The organism is Paracoccaceae bacterium, assembly GCA_033344815.1.
Taxonomy (GTDB): domain Bacteria; phylum Pseudomonadota; class Alphaproteobacteria; order Rhodobacterales; family Rhodobacteraceae; genus Roseobacter.
Genome location: JAWPMR010000001.1, coordinates 3,691,459 through 3,709,652, shown reverse-complemented (window position 1 = coordinate 3,709,652; position 18,194 = coordinate 3,691,459). Strand labels below are relative to the sequence as shown.

The window sequence follows — 18,194 nt, the reverse complement described above, 5'->3', positions numbered from 1 at the left end:
GCTTAAGCCTCTTTTCTCTTTTTCAGATCCAACTCGCGATGTCTAATTGACACTTGCCAGCCCGCTTCTGCAAGGCGCAAAGCGTGCGTTTGTGCGGTGACGACAGATCGATGCTGCCCGCCGGTACACCCAAAGGCGATTGAAAGATATGACTTTCCCTCTTCGCGATAAGCGGGCAAGAGCAGGAGGTGGAGATCCAGCACCTTCTCGGAAAATGACGCGAAGCGAGGGTCGGCAACAACATGATTTCTTACTGCTGCGTCCGTGCCGTCCAGTCCACGCAATTCAGGCGTCCAATGTGGGTTCTGTAGAAATCTGCAGTCAAAAATCATATCCACGCCACGCGGTAGACCGCGTTTATAGGAAAACGACTGGACGGATATCGTGAGTGACCGTTTTCCATCAGGCGCAAACCATCGCTCGACTTCGTCGCGAAGCTGATGAACGTTCAAATCGCTGGTATCAATCAAAACATGCGCGCGTTTCTGCAATGGCTGCAATATTGTCAATTCCCGCGCGATGCCTTCTGAGGGACGTCCATTCAGTGCCAACGGATGACGACGTCGAGTCTCCGAAAACCGGCGCAGCAATACATCAGTCGAACAATCGAGAAAGAGGAGTTCCACTGTCAAATCAGGGGCTTCCTCAAGTGCTCCCAGCAAGTCAATTATTTCATTGGTTGAGAATTCATGATTTCGCGTATCTATCCCCAAAGCAAGCGGACGAACCTGGTTTCCTCCCACCAAAAGAGGTTTGAACAGACGCAAGGGTAAGTTATCCACCGCATCAAAACCGACATCTTCCAATACGCTCAGCGCGGTTGAACGACCGGCTCCGGATGGACCAGTTACAAAAACAATTTTTCGTTGGGTCAGGCTGACTTCTGTCATTCCGGAATTTGCCTACCATACGTTAAAAAATGCAAGATCGCCGGAGGAAAATGGGGGCTTTTCACTTTGTACAAACAAGTCAAAGTCACACCAGCCAACTCGATGCTGTGCATATCGGGTAACCTTTTCTCCTCGACACGATCGAGATCAACCACGAGTTTAACACATATTTGTGCAACATAGTCCGTGTTGAGCAACCCTATGCCACGTGCCTCGATCAAACCGGCAATGGCAGGCGGGCACGATGCAATCAGGTCACCATTTGAAGCGGTCAATGTAGTTTGATCGTCGGCTACCAGATTTGCGCCGTATCCCATTAATTGAAGAGCCAAAGCGGACTTTCCTGATCCCGATGGTCCTAAAATGACCACTCCTTGCCCGCGGTAAGCCACACACGACGCGTGCAATTGGGTGGGCATGGGTTCAACAGTTGTAGGAGTTTCCGACATCATACTTTAAATCGGCAAGCCCACGACGAAACGCGCGCCCAAAGGATCAGACGTTATATCCATTTCAGTCGGGCGAATGTTTTCGGCCCAAATTACGCCTCCATGTGCCTCGACGATTTGCTTGGATATCGCCAAACCAAGGCCAGAATGGTTGCCAAAGTGAACATCCGGGCGTTGCGAATAGAAGCGCTTGAATATCTTCGCCAACGCCTGATCCGGAATGCCTGGTCCAGTATCTTCTATGACGACTAAAACTCGATTTTTCTTGGTGCGCGCCCAAATCCGGATCGCGTCACCCTCCTCACAAAAAGAAATTGCATTGGTTACCAGGTTTACAAAAACCTGGGCCAGACGGGCTTCTAATCCGTAAACTTGAATCGGTGCATCCGGGAAATCAGTTACAAACTCAATGCCCTTGGAGGAAGCATCATCGCCAAGATACTGGCCCAAACTGGCTAGTGTTTTGACTACATCGAAGGCCTCCTCTTCTTCTTTGACCAGTTCACTATCAAGCCGCGACGCATTAGAAATATCGCTAACCAATCGATCCAGCCTTCGAACATCGTGGTCTATGACGTCCAGCAGCTTGTCTCGCTGATCTTCGCGTTTGATCATACGCAGAGTACCGACCGCAGAACGCAAAGAAGCAAGCGGGTTTTTGATTTCATGAGCAACATCTGCGGCGAATTGTTCGTTACCTTCGATGCGATTATAAAGAGCGGAGACCATGCCACGGAGCGCGCCGCTCAGACGACCTATTTCATCTGCCCGCGCTGTAAGATCCGGAATACGGATGCGTCCAGGTTTCATCTTTCGTGCGTTTTTATCCCGGCCGAGTTCTGCAGCCGCAGCAAGATCTGAGAGGGGGTTGGCAATTGTGGAAGCTAAAACCAAACTGACCGCCACTGACACTATTGTCGCAATGAGGAACATCTGCAGGACGCTCTCAAGTTCGCCCCGCACCAAGCCATCAATCTCACCTGCAGCCGTCGCCACAGCAACTACGCCGAGCGCTCGATTACCTTGCATTATTGGCGTCACAACAGCAAAAAGTTTGCCGCCGGCCACATCTAATTCGTTTCGAATCCGAGTACCATTGACGAGGCTGTCGCCAACCCAAGGCTGCAACCTGTCGACAAGTGGTGTTTGGTCTGTCGATACCGCTTTCCCAAAAGGACTGGAAAAAGCGCTCCACAAGGACGTAAGGCTATCCGTAATAAAAGTTTGAGAATGCGCGCTCTCATCAAGTGCTTCCGCCGTCAAGCTGCCCTCAATATTCGCAACAAGCGTTTCGGATTGATCAAAAACAAAAACTTCAATGCCGCGACGAAGGTCCAGCCTTTTCAGAGCGGCTATCACATCAACGCCATCGCCTGTTGCCAAGTTGACAGGAGCTCCCAGCGGTAGCTTTGCCTCGATCACGTCGGCTATCAATTCAGCCTCAAAAACAAGGGACATAGCTCTTTGAAGCGCCAGACTGTCTTTCGACGAACTTAGATACGCAAAACCTGCAAAGAGGAAAATCAATGCAACCAAGTTGAGGGAAATGATCTTCCGTGTTAACGGAGATGCTCGCAATGACAGCACACTGCGCGGCGTTTGAGATGTGGGCGACTCCGTTTCGACCGTCCCGCCTTGCGCAACCCACCCTTCATCAAGGACAACGGCACCGTCCTGAACAGGAGGGGCCAGATCGCGCACAAAGTTCCTCTCCGTTGAAACCATAACCTTCTTTATTCTTCATTGTACCTGTAACCGATACCATAAAGGGTCTCAATCGCGGAAAATTCATCATCTGTAGTGCGCATTTTCTTGCGCAGGCGTTTGATATGGCTGTCGATCGTTCGATCATCAACATAGACCTGATCGTCATATGCAACATCCATCAATTGATCGCGCGACTTCACGAATCCTGGCCGCTGCGCAAGCGCTTGTAAGAGCAGGAATTCGGTCACCGTCAGAGAAACGTCCTTGCCCTTCCAGCTTACGGAATGGCGCAAAGGATCCATGCGCAACTGGCCACGTTCGATGACTTTGGTTTCTTCACTGTCCGCAACCGCTTCCCCTGCGACCGCATCCTGACGCCGCAAAAGCGCACGAATCCGCTCAACCAAAAGGCGCTGCGAAAACGGTTTTTTCATGTAGTCATCTGCGCCCATACGAAGTCCGAGAACTTCATCGATCTCGTCGTCTTTTGACGTCAAGAAAATGACTGGCATCGCCGTTTTCTGGCGCAAGCGTTGCAATAAATCCATGCCATCCATCCGCGGCATCTTAATATCGAGGACTGCCATGTCGGGAAGTTTTTTGTTGAACGCATCAAGGGCGGCTTGCCCGTCGTTGTAAGTGTCAACCTCAAAGCCTTCTGCTTCAAGCGTCATGGAAATCGACGTAAGAATATTCCTGTCGTCATCCACCAAAGCTATTTTAGACATCATCCATTTCCTTGAACTGCTCAATATAGACAGACTTTAACGCACACCGCTCGCCCCACGGAGTTGGGCGCATTTGTTGTGTGCGAATCAGTATCGCGCGTCGCTGCATTGGGGTCATAATTTGATTACGAATGACTAAATCGCGAAATAAATCATCAATGGTTTATTGTGCTCACTCACGCCAAACGCGTTTTCGACCAGGCACTTAACACAAAGTTTGCAATGGTGGCGCTAACTGCTGCAAACCGTCCTGTTCAATCACAAAAACGCCATGTTAAGACCCCTGTGCGTCTCTTATGAATGCCCAACAAAGGAAAATACGTATGACATATGGACGGGTGAATCCTGACTTTAAGCTCGAAGATCAAGGGATCAAAGGGGCGGGAACCGTCTATTACAATCTGATTGAACCAGATTTGATTCAGCACGCATTGGAGCGCAGGGAAGGTGCGCTCGGGAAAGGTGGCGCGTTCTTGGTAACAACTGGCAAGTTCACCGGCCGTTCGCCCAAAGACAAGCATGTTGTAAAAACCGACAGCGTAACTGATACGATTTGGTGGGAAAACAATGCAGCAATGTCCCCAGCGGGCTTTGACGCGCTATACGCAGATATGGTGTCGCACATGGCAGGCCGCGACTATTTCGTGCAAGACCTGACAGGCGGGGCGGATCCGAAACATGCGATCAATGTGCGGATGGTGACGGAATTGGCTTGGCATGGTCTTTTCATTCGACACATGTTGCGCCGGCCTGATCGTGAAGATCTCGACCATTTCATTGCAGATTTCACCGTGATTAACTGTCCAAGCTTCAAGGCCAACCCGAAGCGCCACAATTGTCGCTCCGACACTGTAATTGCAATGAATTTCGACAAGAAGCTGATCCTTATTGGCGGCACGGAATATGCCGGGGAAAACAAAAAGTCGGTGTTCACTTTGCTAAACTATCTCCTGCCGGCAAAAGGCGTGATGCCAATGCACTGCTCGGCAAACCACGCAACTGGAAACCCCGTGGATACGGCTGTCTTCTTTGGCCTGTCGGGTACAGGAAAGACAACACTGTCGGCGGATCCGGCCCGGACATTGATCGGCGATGACGAACACGGCTGGTCTGACACGGGCACTTTTAACTTTGAAGGTGGATGCTACGCCAAAACCATCAGCCTGAGCCCGGATGCAGAACCCGAGATTTACGCAACAACCGAAAAATTCGGCACTGTCATCGAAAACATGATTTACGACGACGAAACCAAAGATTTGGACTTTGAAGATGACAGCCTGACAGCGAATATGCGCTGTGCCTACCCGTTACATTATATTTCGAACGCTTCCACATCTGCACGCGGCGGACATCCGAAGAATATCATTATGCTGACCTGTGATGCTTTCGGCGTGTTGCCTCCGATTTCTCGGCTCACCCCGGCACAGGCAATGTATCACTTTCTCTCTGGTTTCACATCGAAGGTGGCCGGTACGGAGCGCGGTGTGACCGAGCCTGAACCAACGTTTTCGACCTGCTTTGGGGCCCCTTTCATGCCACGCAGACCGGAAGTTTACGGGAATCTGTTGCGTGAAAAAATTGCAACCCATGGTGCAACTTGCTGGTTGGTGAATACCGGGTGGACCGGCGGAGCCTATGGCACAGGCAGCCGGATGCCGATCAAGGCGACACGCGGTCTTTTGACGGCCGCTCTGGATGGGTCCTTGGCGGACGCAGCCTTTCGCAAGGACCCAAACTTCGGGTTCGATGTCCCGGTCGATGTAAAAGGTGTACCAAATATCCTACTCGATCCGCGGCGCACCTGGGATGATGCGGCAAGCTATGATCGGCAAGCAGCGAAACTGGTCAGAATGTTCTCAGACAATTTTGACCAATATCTGCCCTTTATCGATGATGATGTGAAAGCAGCAGCGATTAGCTGATCCTTGTTGGCTTTAAGCCCTTGATCTGTTGCATTGACCCGCCTCAGAGCAGTTTTCGACGCGGGTATGTCCTTGAGATATGGACGTTAGTCATCCAGTGTAAGAGAGCGGATCACGTCAGCCCCATTGCCATCCGACATGCAGGCGGCTTGCAAAAGCCCGCTGAAAACGGGTCAAAGGCGCGCAGTGGTGGGGCGCTGGACTGTATTGCCGGCGAGAGGTGCACGTCAGGCGTGGCAAGTCCGAATGGCGAGCGTCGCCCTGCCCGTACCACAGAGACGTCCATAGGGTTACGACAGACCCATACAGTTCGCTGCATTCTGCGAGGATTTATGAGCATGACCGTGATATCGCGCTCTTCAGTTTGAGAGATGCGTTTGCCGATGCGGAGGTGGTTCAGGCTTAGCGTGCGTCCATCACTGGTTTACTGTCCTGCCATGTCGTCATGCAAAAATTGCCTGTGGAGTGTTTCAAACCTTGCCGTACGACCGAAGAGGAATACCGTGCTGGTTTGGCTGCAAACGCCGCCCAAGGCAGCGAGTTGGCCGCTCAATACGACTTTTCGACCTGGCCTATGAACGCATGCTCACCTGCTTGCGGAGAGTACCTTTCGCGCTTAGCTAGTGAACATGGTTCGCCAAGTGACGGCCCGGGCGCGGCGCAAATGTCAAATCTGGCACCATCCATACGGGGCAATCTAGGGAACCGCATAAAGCCGAGACTCCACGGGCTCTTAGAGTCTGGGTTTTTTGCATCCCGACATACACGCCTGAACCGACCCGTAGGGACCAAACTTTCACCGGATCGATGGCCCATTTATAAAACCATGGCGCAACACTCGGCACAAAAGAACATGACACGATCAGACGAGGTCACGATCGAAATCCACCGCAAAACAACGCCAGACACCCTCCAACCACCGAATCGTTTTAGGCAGCTTTTGGTTGTTGATCAGGTACATCGACAACGTCTACGACAGGCATTTCAAGAAGATAGCGGGTATCTTCATTGCTGAGGTAGCTCACAAAACCTTCTAGCGGCATGTCGCTGCCCTTCCGATACCAGCGCAATGCGCCAGGTTCATTGTGCATATAGCCCATGCGCTCAGCAAATCCTTTGAACGCCACGGTTCTTGCCATGAAACCAAAGATATAGTCCGGATTCCAGCGACACATTGCTTCATGAATACCGTATCGGGCCAAAACAGTCGACAGACCCGTCCCGCGGTACTGACCGGTATCACCCATCCAGACTTCGCCGTGATAAACCACATCTCCGGTTATACGACTGGCACCGGGGCTCGCGCGGTACCGTGACCGTTTTAGGTCCAAATCTGGGATAGCTGGAGGAAACTCGCGAAACTTCTTGAGCATGTAGCCACTCAAAGATTGCTGCTTGAGTTGTATGAGACGGGATGCCTGAGTGTGCATCAAGAGTCCATCTGCATCCCGAGCAACGAGCCAGAAAGCGTTTTTATGGTTAAGGTCATGAACGTCCGGATCAAAAGGCGCTCCCATAACTTGTTGCGGACGCTCATCACGCAAAAGCTTGCGGTATTCTAGGAAATTGGACCCAATTGTGACTGAAATTTGATTTTGAAGTAAAATATCACGACTGGTCGCAACGAATTGCGCCCCTTCGTTCATACTATGAAATGACATGCCAAAACTCCTTTGCCGAGCATCCTCAGACAAAGGCTAGCCTAAATAAGTGGTTAACGCTCGTATTTTGCGTTAACCGGATCGAAATTTACCATAATCTCGGCAGAAGGTTGCACAATTTTGCCATGATCCAGACCAAATATCTCAACATCTGCCGATGGCTCGACCAAAGCATAAAGCGCCAAACTGCCGTCAGGGAATCGCCCTCCAAGCATTAAGCGTTGATAGTTAACAGGCTGCAAAGTCCCGTCAGATTCGCGCGGAACAAGTGTAAAAACGTGATCTAGACGCACACTTTGCGTCGTTTGCACTTCGTGAAATGGCTGATCAAGCATCCGCGCAAAATCATCCCCACCGGGCATTCTGCCCAGGGATCGACCAACACTGCTGCGGGCTTTTGCCCAGCCAAACCATTTCACAAAAAAAGACTCTTCACCGAACTCCACGCATATCCATCCGGCGATCGTATGACGGTAAACAATGAGGTATGGGCGCACATGCTCCATCAAAGGTGATTCGATATCGCCGCCTGACATTGACCAGCTTCGAAGTGTTTCTCGCATCAGGCAGGACGGCGAATTCCATATCCGGCTGAGTGAATGCTGTTGCTGCCAAAAACACCATCCATTTGGCAATGTCGTGCTGAAAAGCTGCAAACCATCTACATGTCTGGTGTTTCTATTCAACCAGGCATTGCCGCGTGCAAGTATGTCGAGAGCTTCTGGCAATGCACGCTCTCCCTCTTCGGTCAAACGATACTGGCGCTCCTCGACCGCAAAGAGAGCAACCCCCTTCGCTTCTTCCAGTTGTGTGATGTGTCTACGCACTGTTTGCCGGGTGCTTCCCAACTCTTTGACGGCGTGGCTCAGGTTTAGTGTCTTCGCGAGCGTCGTGAATGACCTAATCATCTCATGCAAAAGTCCATGAGATTCCGCAGTTTTACTTACTGCTTGCGTCGTTTCAGAAGGGTCCACGATACGATTCATCACGGTTGATGGTAAATATATCACCCACTAATGCAACATTTTTCATCCATTATCTGAACATTTTTAGTCAAAAAAAGGAAAAAGGTACTCAGTTGATCGATTCGGCGTTTCCCGCGAAAAGTGAGTACAGTCACAACCAGAGGTGTTAAATAGTTATGTCCCATCCAGTAGATGTTCACGTTGGTCGCAAATTAAAACAAATCCGGACAATGCGCCGTTTGTCTCAAACAGATGTCGCTCGGAAACTGGAGCTATCATTCCAGCAAATACAAAAATATGAAATCGGGTCCAATCGAATTGCCGCCAGCAGGCTATATGAGTTGTCTCGGATCCTCGACGTACCGACGTCATATTTCTTCGAAGGCCTTGATACGTCGGCAGAAAATTCGCCAAGACGTGATCCAAGCCTTGAAATAGTCACAGCACTTGCCGCTATCCGGGACGATACGATCAAGACGCGTATCGTAACATTTATAGAAGACGTTTCAGGCGTAACCGTTGCGCGTCAAGGCTGAAGCTTTGGCAACAGACGTGTTTTGAGTCGACTAGGTGGAGTCTTTCGCTCGGAACACAATGGGATCTCGCCTGAGAAGGTGAGAGCCAAAGGGAAATGCCGCGGAAGCGGCATTTTTTTTGCTCAACACACCTCGGGTTACGCGGGCTTCCCTCGAAATTGGGTCAACTTCTACAGCGTCAGCCCTGTGCCTCCACTCTCCCATGTGAAACTTTCGAACGATTTACACCTTTTTTGGGTATTTTTGTTGCGCTGCAACTGCGAAAGAACTACATCACAGGCGAACCACAGAGGACCCGAAAAATGCCCCATGACGGACAAACGCCGCCAGTTTCAGCACCAGTTACAATGGAGAACCTTCTTGATCTGACGGCAGCATCCCTAGTGCCTGTTGAAAAGGTGCTGCACACCGCAACCGTGCATGTAAGGGATCTGGTTTCTGAGGGCGGGCGCGTATCTGGTTCCCTGATCGAAAAGCATCAGACGGCAGCTCACGGCCTCGCATGGCTCGCAACATATGCTCAGGCGTTGCGCCAGATGCAGCGTTGGGCCGAAGACCTAAGCGCAAAAGGATCTTTTGGTGAGACAGAGCAATTGCTTCATCAGATCGCTTTTGGCGAATACCTTTGGCAAATTTACGGCGGCATTCAAATGAATCAGGGCGAAATCCTGAGGTTGCAAGACCTCGGTTTAAGCCAATCAGACATGCGCGCGCTGATGGATCCCGCCGTGATGGCCCTGACACAGGGCGCGAATACACAGGCGGCGCGTACACGGTTGGTCGCCCTTATGCAGGAGCATTCCGCCAACATCACCGTCGGTGCTTGCGGGCTGGAAGAAGAGCTTGAAATGATCCGCGAGCAATTCCGGCGTTACGCGGTGGAAAAAGTGGAACCCTTTGCACATGAATGGCATCTCAAAGATGAACTGATTCCGCTCGAAGTTATCGAAGAGCTTGCGGAAATGGGCGTGTTCGGGCTGACAATCCCTGAGGAATATGGCGGTTTTGGCTTATCCAAAGCGTCCATGTGCGTCGTTTCAGAGGAATTGTCGCGCGGTTATATCGGCGTCGGCAGCCTTGGCACGCGCTCTGAAATTGCAGCTGAACTCATCCTTGCAGGCGGCACAGACGCGCAAAAAGAGAAGTGGTTGCCGCGTCTGGCATCTGCTGAAACTCTACCCACGGCTGTTTTTACCGAACCGAATACTGGCTCCGATCTCGGCAGCCTGCGCACCCGCGCCGTCAAAGACGGTGAAGACTACCGGGTCACCGGTAACAAGACGTGGATCACGCATGCCTCGCGCACGCAGGTGATGACACTGCTCGCCCGCACCGACCCTGAAACGTCCGACTACAAAGGGTTGTCGATGTTCCTGGCCGAAAAAACCCCTGGCGATGACGCGCATCCGTTTCCAACCGAGGGCATGACCGGCGGGGAGATCGAAGTTCTCGGATACCGCGGTATGAAGGAATACGAACTGGCGTTCGACAATTTCCACGTCAAAGGCGAAAACCTGCTCGGAGGCGAGGAAGGCAAAGGCTTCAAGCAGTTGATGGAAACCTTTGAGAGTGCACGCATTCAGACGGCGGCCCGCGCAATAGGTGTCGCCCAATCGGCCTTGGATATTTCCATGCAATACGCACAGGACCGCAAACAATTTGGCAAATCCCTGATCAATTTCCCACGCGTATCCGGCAAGCTGGCGATGATGGCCGTTGAGATCATGATCGCACGTCAGCTTACGTATTTCTCCGCTTTTGAAAAAGATCAGGGGCGACGGTGTGATGTCGAGGCGGGAATGGCCAAGCTGCTCGGCGCACGCATCGCCTGGGCCGCAGCGGACAACGGTTTGCAGATCCATGGCGGCAATGGATTTGCGCTGGAATACAAGATCAGCCGGGTCCTGTGTGATGCGCGCATTCTCAACATTTTTGAAGGTGCTGCAGAAATTCAGGCGCAAGTGATTGCACGCAGATTATTGGGGTAACATCCTTTTCCAGCGGCGGAATTATGCCCGTTTTGCAGGCGCAATTCCTGCAATTGTTGTCTATCTCCGCGCGCCAAGCTGGAATTCGCCACCCGCGACCTCGTCGCCCTTGCAGCATGGCTTCTGGCTCCATATTGCTGAGGTATGAAACACCAGCGACTCACCCGCCAATTGTGGATCGACGCCGGCTTGTCCGAGCTGGTTGAAAACGGTGCCTCGGCCTTGGCCGCCGAACCTTTGGCGCGCAAGATCGGAACGACTAAGGGCTCGTTTTACTGGCACTTCAAGGATGTCCCGGCCTTTCAGGAAGCGATCCTTGAAGATTGGCAATCCCGCGCTTTTGCTGAGGTGCTTGCCGCCTTGAGTTCAGACGGGTCTGCAGAACAGCGATTGCGTAGATTTGGCGTGCAAATTCTGTCGGACGATCAGGATCCTGCCTTCAGGGCCTGGGCAAAGACATCTGCAATCGTCGCTGAGGCCATAGCACAGGTTGATGCGGAGCGGCTTACGTATTTCACCAATCTTTTGAGACAATTAGGCGTGAGTAATCCCGGTTTTGCACAGAGTTGCCTTGGGGCATTGATTGGCATGCCACAGCTGGGTGACCAGGCTGATCCAAGTGCCGCGTTTGATACTATGATAGATCTGGTCCTCGCGCTAAAGTAACACGCATGAAACATGTAACAAGCGTCGCTTTGATCGCAATTTTCGGCCTTATAGGCTGCCAAAAGGATGAAACCGTCAAGGCTTACGGCGCGGCGGATAAAGTCTGGCGGCTTGTGGAGCTGGACGATGCGCCTGTGACTTACAGCGCCACCCTCACATTCCCGGAAACAGGTCAGATTGCCGGCAAAGCGCCCTGCAACTCCTATACCGGCAGCATGACGGTCCCCTATCCTTGGTTCGAGGCAGGACCGCTTGCCGCCACGCGCATGGCTTGCCCGGATCTGGAAGCTGAAACGACATTCTTTGCGGCCCTATCTGCAATGAGCTTGTCTGAAGTTCTCGGAGATACGTTGCTTTTGTCCAATGATGCCGGTCGCACGATGGTGTTCAAAGCTGACGGGTGAACGCCTCGATGAAACGTGTACGCGCCTCGGGAAGCGGCTTGTTTCCAAGATCCTGCGCCAGATGCGTACTCAGAAAATAACCTGTTGTCACAAGACCTTGCGCGATTTCGGCGTCCTCCCCATCGCCAAGGCCGCGCAAAACATCCGGCAGCGGTAACAACCGGTCAACCCATTCCCCTGCCGCGCCCTCAGACACAGCGCGGCCAGATTTCGGCGATACATACGTTAGATTTTCAGTGCTGCCCGTCACTGCACATTTGTCAAGTTCCAGAGCGTATCCCATTTCTTCCAGTAGGCTGACTTCCCAACGGAGATACGCCAGCGGCCACAAGTCATGCTGTTCCAACAGATCAAGGAGTTGTTCCGAGCGCGTATAAAGCGGCGGATGCGGTTCACGCTCGGGCAGACAGAACGCCAGCAGGGCGGTCACAGCATTCAATCCAGCCAGCGCCATCCGATCCCCCATGGCGACGGCAGCACGGCTGCGCACGGGTTCGACGTGAAAACTGCCGATGTGATCTTCGAGACGCGCGCGCCACGTCACATCAAGCTGTGCGCCCGGTTGCAGAATGGGCGAGATCTTGCGACTTGTGCCGCCTCTTACCACGCCCGCATGACGCCCATGTTCAGGCGTGAAAACTTCGATAATGGCGGATGTTTCACCGTGACGCCGGGTGCTGAGCAATATCCCCTGATCACGCCATTCCATCAGCTGAGACCGGGTTCATCAAGCAGGTGTCTGCCTTGCCGATCTTCGACCTCAACCACCCACAAGTCAGGATCAAACCCTTGTTGCCGCTGAATGTTTTCGTCAACTTCCGCATCACTGCCCTGCGCGAGCACGGTCCAGGATTGTGTGTCCTTCATCAGATCATAGCTGCGCTGCAAAAGCTCCGAATGGCCGTTCAGATGGTTCACTTTGACCAGAACGCTGCCTGCTGTGTCATCACCGTGCGCCACAATGAAGGCCGGAATATCCTGAACCCTCAGCCGCGCCAGATAAGCATCAATCCAGAACCGTGCGGTCAGCCGCGCCATCCGGGTCCCTCACGCGTTGCCATCTTTGAACTCAAGGCCCATTTCGGAATAGCGTTCCGCCTCATCAAGCCAATTAGGGCGCACTTTGACCTGCAAAAACAGATGTATCTTGCGGCCCAGGAATTCTTCCAATTCCTCACGGGCGGCTTTGGACACAGCCTTGATCGTTTCACCCTTATTGCCCAGCACGATCCCCTTGTGACCGTCGCGCACCACATAGATCAGCTGGTCAATCTTGGCCGATCCATCCTTGCGCTCCTCCCAGCCCTCGGTCTCCACCGTCAACTGATAGGGCAATTCCTGATGCAGGCGCAGCGTCAGTTTTTCGCGCGTCATTTCAGCGGCAATCATGCGCATTGGCAAATCGGCAATCTGGTCTTCGGGATAGAGCCACGGTCCCTCGGGTACCTGCCCGGCAAGCCATTGGCGCAGGGCCTCGACACCATGACCTTTTTCGGCGGAAATCATAAAGGTTTCGACAAAAGGGTAATGGTCATTGAGCTTTTGGCTCAGCCCCAACAGAACCTCGGCCTGCACCCGGTCTATCTTGTTGATTGCAAGCGCAACTTTGCGCCCTTGCCCGATATTTTCGAGCCCCTCCAGAATGCGTTCAACACCTTCTGTGACGCCCCGCTGCGCTTCAATGAGCAGTACGACAACATCGGCATCCGCAGCGCCGCCCCAAGCGGCCGCGACCATCGCGCGATCAAGGCGGCGGCGTGGTTGAAACAGCCCCGGCGTGTCGACAAATACAATCTGGCTTTGACCTTCCATGGCGACACCGCGGATGCGCGCGCGCGTGGTTTGCACCTTATGTGTCACGATCGAAACCTTGGCCCCGACCATTCGGTTGAGAAGCGTGGATTTGCCCGCGTTGGGCTCCCCGATCAGGGCGACAAAACCGGCGCGTGTGCTCATGAGGAAGTCTCCAGTTCGGCCAGCAGATTTCCCGCCGCTGCCTGTTCGGCCTGGCGTTTGGAGCCGGCGGTTGCCCGCTGGCTCTGACCGGTTTCAAGTTCTGCGGCAATGGTGAAAACGGGGGCGTGATCCGGTCCGGTGCGGGCCACTTCGATATAGGCAGGTGGCGGCAGGCCACGCGCCTGTGCCCATTCCTGCAGCGCGGTTTTGGCATCCCGCGCGTCCTCTTCGACCTCATGAACGCGGGCGCCCCAGAGCCGCAGGATCAGGTCCTTGGCGACCTCAAACCCCGCATCCAGATAGACCGCCGCAATCACTGCCTCGATGCCATCTCCGAGCAGCGCTTGCTTGCGCCGACCGCCTGATAACATCTCCGAACGGCCCAACCGCAGAACCGCGCCCAGATCAATTTCACGCGCCACGTCCGCACAGGTCTCTTTACGCACTAAAGCATTGAAACGGGGCGCTAATTGCCCCTCTGCGGCTGTCTTGTCCAAGGCCAGCAGAGCTTCGGCCATCACCAGTCCCAACACCCGATCCCCGAGAAATTCAAGGCGTTGGTTGTCGTCCCGATTGGCCGAAGACATGGAGGCATGTGTCACCGCCTGCGCCAGCAAATCGGGGCGCTCAAACTGGTGCCCCAGGCGCTCTTGAAAGGATTTCAACTCGGCAGAAAGTTTCACTCGACCGCCTTGAAGAACCGATCCCCACGCCAAGTCCAAACGAACAGCATGGAGCGCCCGCCTGAGGAAAACACGATGCGATCTGCGCGCCCGATCAGGTTTTCCAGCGGGACATACCCGACACCCTGAACCTGCGGCCCCAGACGGCTGTCCGCGGAATTATCGCGGTTGTCGCCCATAAAGAAGTAATGCCCCTCTGGCACCTGATAGACGCCCGTATTGTCGGAAGCCTGCAGCCCGATGTCGAGCACCACGTGCTGCCTGCCACCGGGCAGGGTCTCGATTGCGCGGGCTTTTTCACAGGTACCGCCATCGCCGACGGGCCCATTCCCACATCGCGGACGGCGGCCTTCGGGACCCTGGGGTTCCATCAATTCTTCAAATATTCCAGCGGGTTCCTGCGGTGCAACCACGCCATTGATCAGCACCTGACTGCCGCGCATCTGTACGGAATCGCCGGGCATGCCGATCACGCGCTTGATGTAGTCGCGCCCCGACACGGGGTGGCGGAATACCACCACATCGCCGCGCTCAGGCTCACTGCCAAACAGGCGCGTATTATCCCCGTCAAAGAAGCCGCAGATGTCACGCGCATCTACATTTATGCCAAACCGCGGCAGGATCACACTGGGACAGGACGCATAGGAATAGCCATAGGCCATCTTGTTCACAAAGAGGAAATCGCCCACCAGCAGCGTTTCTTTCATGGAGCCGGATGGAATCCAGAACGGCTGGAAAAACAGGGTGCGAAACACACCAGCAATGAGCAGCGCGTAAACAACGGTCTTGATCGTCTCGAGGACGGCATTCTGCTTCTTTTCTTCCTTGGCGGCCATGGGGCGCTCCCGTGATTTAATCTGCGCCTAAATGCGGGGCGAAAAGGGGCAAGTCAAGGCGGGCGCACGCAACGGTTTGTGACGTATTTTGTCACGGGACAGCGAATCAGGGTTAACGCCGTTGTTTTCATCGCAAATCGCGGTGCACAGCCCGTGCACAAGCTGTACACAACCTGTGCACCGGGCGTGCACCAAAACCGCAATTAACAGGCCGCACGGGCGCTATTGTGAGCAAAAGGTTAACTGGAGATCGGGCGGGCCTCGATGACCACGAAGGCCTGCGCCCAGGGGTGATCATCGGTCAGGGTCACGTGGATGACGGCCTCATGGCCTGGGGGCGTCATGGTATCAAGACGGTCGCGCGCCCAACCCGTCACATGCATCACCGGCTGGCCTGACTTGAGATTGGTCACGGACATGTCTTTCCACGCGATGCCCATGGCCAACCCGGTGCCGAGCGCCTTGGAGCAGGCCTCCTTGGCGGCCCAGCGTTTGGCATAGGTTCCGGCGGTATCGCGACGACGTTCGGCCTTGGCCTGTTCGATCTCGGTGAACACGCGGTTGCGGAACCGGTCTCCGAAACGGTCCAGCGTCCCCTGGATGCGTTCGATATTCGCCAAATCGGTGCCGATTCCAAGGATCATGCCAAGCGGGCCGTCAGAATCTTGAAACTCGCCGCGCCGAACAACAGACCAAACACCAGCTCAAACCCGCGCCGCGCCCGGGCGTATCCGTGCGCAATCGGCCCCCATGAAAACAGCATCGCATAGCCAAAGAACACGACCATGGAGCAGCAGATCAAAGTCGCAAACAGGCTCCAGACCGCGAGAGGTCCTGAGCCGGGCACCAGCGCCACCGCGTAAACCGCCCCCCAGCCAAGGATCGCCTTGGGATTGGTCAAATGCAGCAACAGTCCCTTGGCGAAAAGCCGGTTGTGCGGAACATGCGCCGTCAGGGCACCCCCACCGCGCCAGGCAGAGCGCAAGGATTTGACGGCGAGATACATCAGATAGGCCGCGCCGAGGTAACGGATGACTTCAAACAGCCAAACATTCGCCATCATCACCGCCGAAAAGCCCAAAGCAGCCATGATCCCCCAGCTTGCGGATCCTACCACAATGCCCGCCGCGAGCGTCAGGCCTGCCCATCGGCCCTGTTGCATGGAAGTTCCGGAGATCGCCAAGGTGGCCGGTCCGGGGCTGCCGCCCATCACCATCCAGCCGACCAGAAGGCCCGACAGCGGCAGCAGCATGTCAGCGCTGGCCACGGGCGTCCTCCATCAGGCGGCGCATTTGCGCGATCGCAGGTTCCAGACCCAGAAAGATCGACTCGCCGATCAGGAAATGGCCGATGTTGAGTTCCATCACCTCAGGAAAGGCCGCGATAGGTTTCACGGTGTCATAGGTCAGCCCGTGGCCCGCGTGGACCTCAAGCCCCAGACCATGGGCAAATGTGGACATCTCGCGCAGCGCGTCCATTTCGCGGGCGTGGGTGTCCATGTCGCCCTCGGCAAAGGCGTCGCAATAGGCCCCGGTGTGCAATTCGATCACCTGCGCGCCGATGCGATGCGCCGCTTCGATCTGGCGTTTGTCCGCGGCGATAAAGATCGACACGCGGCAGCCCGCCTCGCGCAGGGGTGCTATGAAATGCGCCAGTTTGTTTTCCTCGCGCGCAACCTCAAGTCCGCCCTCGGTGGTGCGTTCTTCGCGCTTTTCCGGCACAATGCAGACCGCATGGGGTTTGTGGCGCAGGGCGATTTTCTGCATCTCGTCCGTGGCCGCCATCTCGAAATTGAGCGGCACGCTCAGCACCTCCATCAGCCCCTCGATGTCAGCATCCGAAATATGGCGGCGGTCTTCGCGCAAATGCGCGGTGATGCCATCGGCACCCGCTTCCTGCGCGATGCGCGCAGCCCGCAGCGGGTCGGGATAGGCACCGCCGCGCGCATTGCGCACCGTTGCCACGTGATCAATATTCACGCCGAGGCGCAGTTTTTCAGTGTTGGCCATGTGTCAGCCCCCTTGTCAGGTGCAATGTGTTTTACAGGAGATCAAAAAACTGCCTCTCGCCGCTGGCTCGAACGCGTTTTTGATCCCTCGTTCATTTCAAAAAACACACCGCACGTTAGTCCCCGGTTGAGTGTTCTGCTTTGCGTTTTGCATCTGCTTTTGCAGCAGCTTTTGCCTTCAGGGCTTCAAGTTTGGCTTTGATCATCCCTTTGCGGCGTTTTTGATACACGCGGATCACAGGGACGGAAAGATAATAACACAAGGTGGCAAAAAAGATGCCGGGCAAAATGCCACCGACCATATAGGGAAAGAAGATCTCGTCATAAAACACCGACAGGCGCGACCAATCAGGCGTCGCCCCGGTGAAGACGGAGAGAAAGTTATCCTTGAGATCCGCGCCGGCATCCATGAATTTGCCGCCAAAAGAACGCGGCAGGCGTTCATCCATGTCATCCCCCAGAAGCCAGTGACCGGTGGACAGGGCAGAGGCCGCGATGGGCACATAGGTCAGCGGGTTGCCAAAGAACGTCCCCATGATGGAGGCGAGGATATTGCCGCGCATCAAGAACGCGCAGCCCGCCGCGATGAAGAAGTGAAACCCGAAGAATGGAGTAAAAGAGGCAAATACACCGCCCCAGAGACCGCGTGCGATGCGTTCGGGGCTGTCGGGCAGCCGCCGCATCCGGTGTTTGACGTAGTGGAACGCACGCGTCCAGCCGCCGCGCGGCCAAAGCAGCTCGAAGAAGGCACGGGGCCAACTTTTGGGGTCGCGGCGTTTAAAAACCAAGGGGCGG

20 protein-coding genes are annotated in these 18,194 nt (G+C 54.5%); 5 read left to right on the top strand and 15 right to left on the bottom strand.

Annotated elements, in window-relative coordinates; genetic code table 11:
- Positions 1-2 precede the first annotated feature (2 nt).
- From rapZ to R8G34_17225, 4 genes are read right to left on the bottom strand one after another with little or no spacing between them, the layout of a single operon-like run.
- Positions 3-890 (bottom strand): RNase adapter RapZ, encoded by an 888-nt coding sequence (gene rapZ, locus R8G34_17240; protein MDW3224598.1) that lies wholly within the window; start codon positions 888-890, stop codon positions 3-5.
- Positions 887-1,342 (bottom strand): HPr kinase/phosphatase C-terminal domain-containing protein, encoded by a 456-nt coding sequence (locus R8G34_17235; GenBank protein ID MDW3224597.1) that lies wholly within the window; start codon positions 1,340-1,342, stop codon positions 887-889. Before R8G34_17235 ends, rapZ begins: the two co-directional genes overlap by 4 nt.
- A 3-nt stretch (positions 1,343-1,345) precedes the next feature.
- On the bottom strand, positions 1,346-3,064 hold the full coding sequence (locus R8G34_17230; protein ID MDW3224596.1) for a sensor histidine kinase: 1,719 nt from the start codon (positions 3,062-3,064) through the stop codon (positions 1,346-1,348).
- Between the two features lie 8 nt (positions 3,065-3,072).
- A complete protein-coding gene (locus R8G34_17225) occupies positions 3,073-3,774 on the bottom strand; it encodes a response regulator transcription factor (GenBank protein ID MDW3224595.1) in 702 nt (233 codons plus the stop codon).
- A 323-nt stretch (positions 3,775-4,097) separates the two neighbouring features.
- On the opposite strand from R8G34_17225, the gene R8G34_17220 reads away from it, so the two are divergent.
- Positions 4,098-5,696 (top strand): phosphoenolpyruvate carboxykinase, encoded by a 1,599-nt coding sequence (locus R8G34_17220; GenBank protein MDW3224594.1) that lies wholly within the window; start codon positions 4,098-4,100, stop codon positions 5,694-5,696.
- Between the two features lie 929 nt (positions 5,697-6,625).
- On the opposite strand, the gene R8G34_17215 is transcribed toward R8G34_17220, so the two are convergent.
- Together R8G34_17215 and R8G34_17210 are read right to left on the bottom strand one after the other, a co-directional pair.
- Positions 6,626-7,357, bottom strand: a complete 732-nt coding sequence (locus R8G34_17215; protein MDW3224593.1) for a hypothetical protein — start codon at positions 7,355-7,357, stop codon at positions 6,626-6,628.
- A gap of 53 nt (positions 7,358-7,410) precedes the next feature.
- Positions 7,411-8,343 carry a LysR family transcriptional regulator gene (locus R8G34_17210; GenBank protein MDW3224592.1) on the bottom strand — a complete coding sequence of 311 codons (933 nt, stop codon included), beginning with the start codon at positions 8,341-8,343 and terminating at the stop codon, positions 7,411-7,413.
- Positions 8,344-8,498: 155 nt separating this feature from the next.
- Here R8G34_17210 and R8G34_17205 point away from each other — a divergent pair, with 155 nt between their 5' ends.
- From R8G34_17205 to R8G34_17190, 4 genes are all read left to right on the top strand, one after another.
- On the top strand, positions 8,499-8,858 hold the full coding sequence (locus R8G34_17205; GenBank protein ID MDW3224591.1) for a helix-turn-helix transcriptional regulator: 360 nt from the start codon (positions 8,499-8,501) through the stop codon (positions 8,856-8,858).
- A gap of 302 nt (positions 8,859-9,160) precedes the next feature.
- Complete coding sequence (locus R8G34_17200; protein ID MDW3224590.1) at positions 9,161-10,846, top strand: acyl-CoA dehydrogenase family protein; 1,686 nt, start codon at positions 9,161-9,163, stop codon at positions 10,844-10,846.
- A gap of 144 nt (positions 10,847-10,990) precedes the next feature.
- Positions 10,991-11,512, top strand: a complete 522-nt coding sequence (locus R8G34_17195; protein ID MDW3224589.1) for a TetR/AcrR family transcriptional regulator — start codon at positions 10,991-10,993, stop codon at positions 11,510-11,512.
- Positions 11,513-11,517: 5 nt separating this feature from the next.
- Positions 11,518-11,916, top strand: a complete 399-nt coding sequence (locus R8G34_17190; protein ID MDW3224588.1) for an META domain-containing protein — start codon at positions 11,518-11,520, stop codon at positions 11,914-11,916.
- Here R8G34_17190 and recO read toward each other — a convergent pair.
- The 9 genes from recO to R8G34_17145 form a co-directional block, all read right to left on the bottom strand.
- The gene (gene recO / locus R8G34_17185) at positions 11,900-12,625 is read right to left on the bottom strand and encodes a DNA repair protein RecO (protein MDW3224587.1); all 726 of its coding nucleotides are present in this window, start codon (positions 12,623-12,625) and stop codon (positions 11,900-11,902) included. The genes R8G34_17190 and recO overlap by 17 nt on opposite strands.
- On the bottom strand, positions 12,625-12,954 hold the full coding sequence (locus R8G34_17180) for a DUF1491 family protein (GenBank protein ID MDW3224586.1): 330 nt from the start codon (positions 12,952-12,954) through the stop codon (positions 12,625-12,627). Before R8G34_17180 ends, recO begins: the two co-directional genes overlap by 1 nt.
- A 9-nt stretch (positions 12,955-12,963) precedes the next feature.
- Positions 12,964-13,872, bottom strand: a complete 909-nt coding sequence (gene era / locus R8G34_17175) for a GTPase Era (GenBank protein MDW3224585.1) — start codon at positions 13,870-13,872, stop codon at positions 12,964-12,966.
- The gene (gene rnc, locus R8G34_17170) at positions 13,869-14,555 is read right to left on the bottom strand and encodes a ribonuclease III (protein ID MDW3224584.1); all 687 of its coding nucleotides are present in this window, start codon (positions 14,553-14,555) and stop codon (positions 13,869-13,871) included. The genes era and rnc overlap by 4 nt, the downstream gene beginning before the upstream one ends.
- Positions 14,552-15,391 (bottom strand): signal peptidase I, encoded by an 840-nt coding sequence (lepB, locus tag R8G34_17165; protein MDW3224583.1) that lies wholly within the window; start codon positions 15,389-15,391, stop codon positions 14,552-14,554. The genes rnc and lepB overlap by 4 nt, the downstream gene beginning before the upstream one ends.
- A gap of 239 nt (positions 15,392-15,630) precedes the next feature.
- Entirely contained in the window at positions 15,631-16,035 is a 405-nt protein-coding gene (gene acpS / locus R8G34_17160; protein ID MDW3224582.1) for a holo-ACP synthase, read from the bottom strand.
- Positions 16,032-16,643, bottom strand: a complete 612-nt coding sequence (locus R8G34_17155) for a LysE family transporter (GenBank protein MDW3224581.1) — start codon at positions 16,641-16,643, stop codon at positions 16,032-16,034. Before R8G34_17155 ends, acpS begins: the two co-directional genes overlap by 4 nt.
- Position 16,644: 1 nt before the next feature.
- Positions 16,645-17,400, bottom strand: a complete 756-nt coding sequence (locus R8G34_17150; protein MDW3224580.1) for a pyridoxine 5'-phosphate synthase — start codon at positions 17,398-17,400, stop codon at positions 16,645-16,647.
- A gap of 115 nt (positions 17,401-17,515) precedes the next feature.
- Positions 17,516-18,187 (bottom strand): DUF2062 domain-containing protein, encoded by a 672-nt coding sequence (locus tag R8G34_17145; GenBank protein MDW3224579.1) that lies wholly within the window; start codon positions 18,185-18,187, stop codon positions 17,516-17,518.
- Between the last annotated feature and the right edge of the window lie 7 nt (positions 18,188-18,194).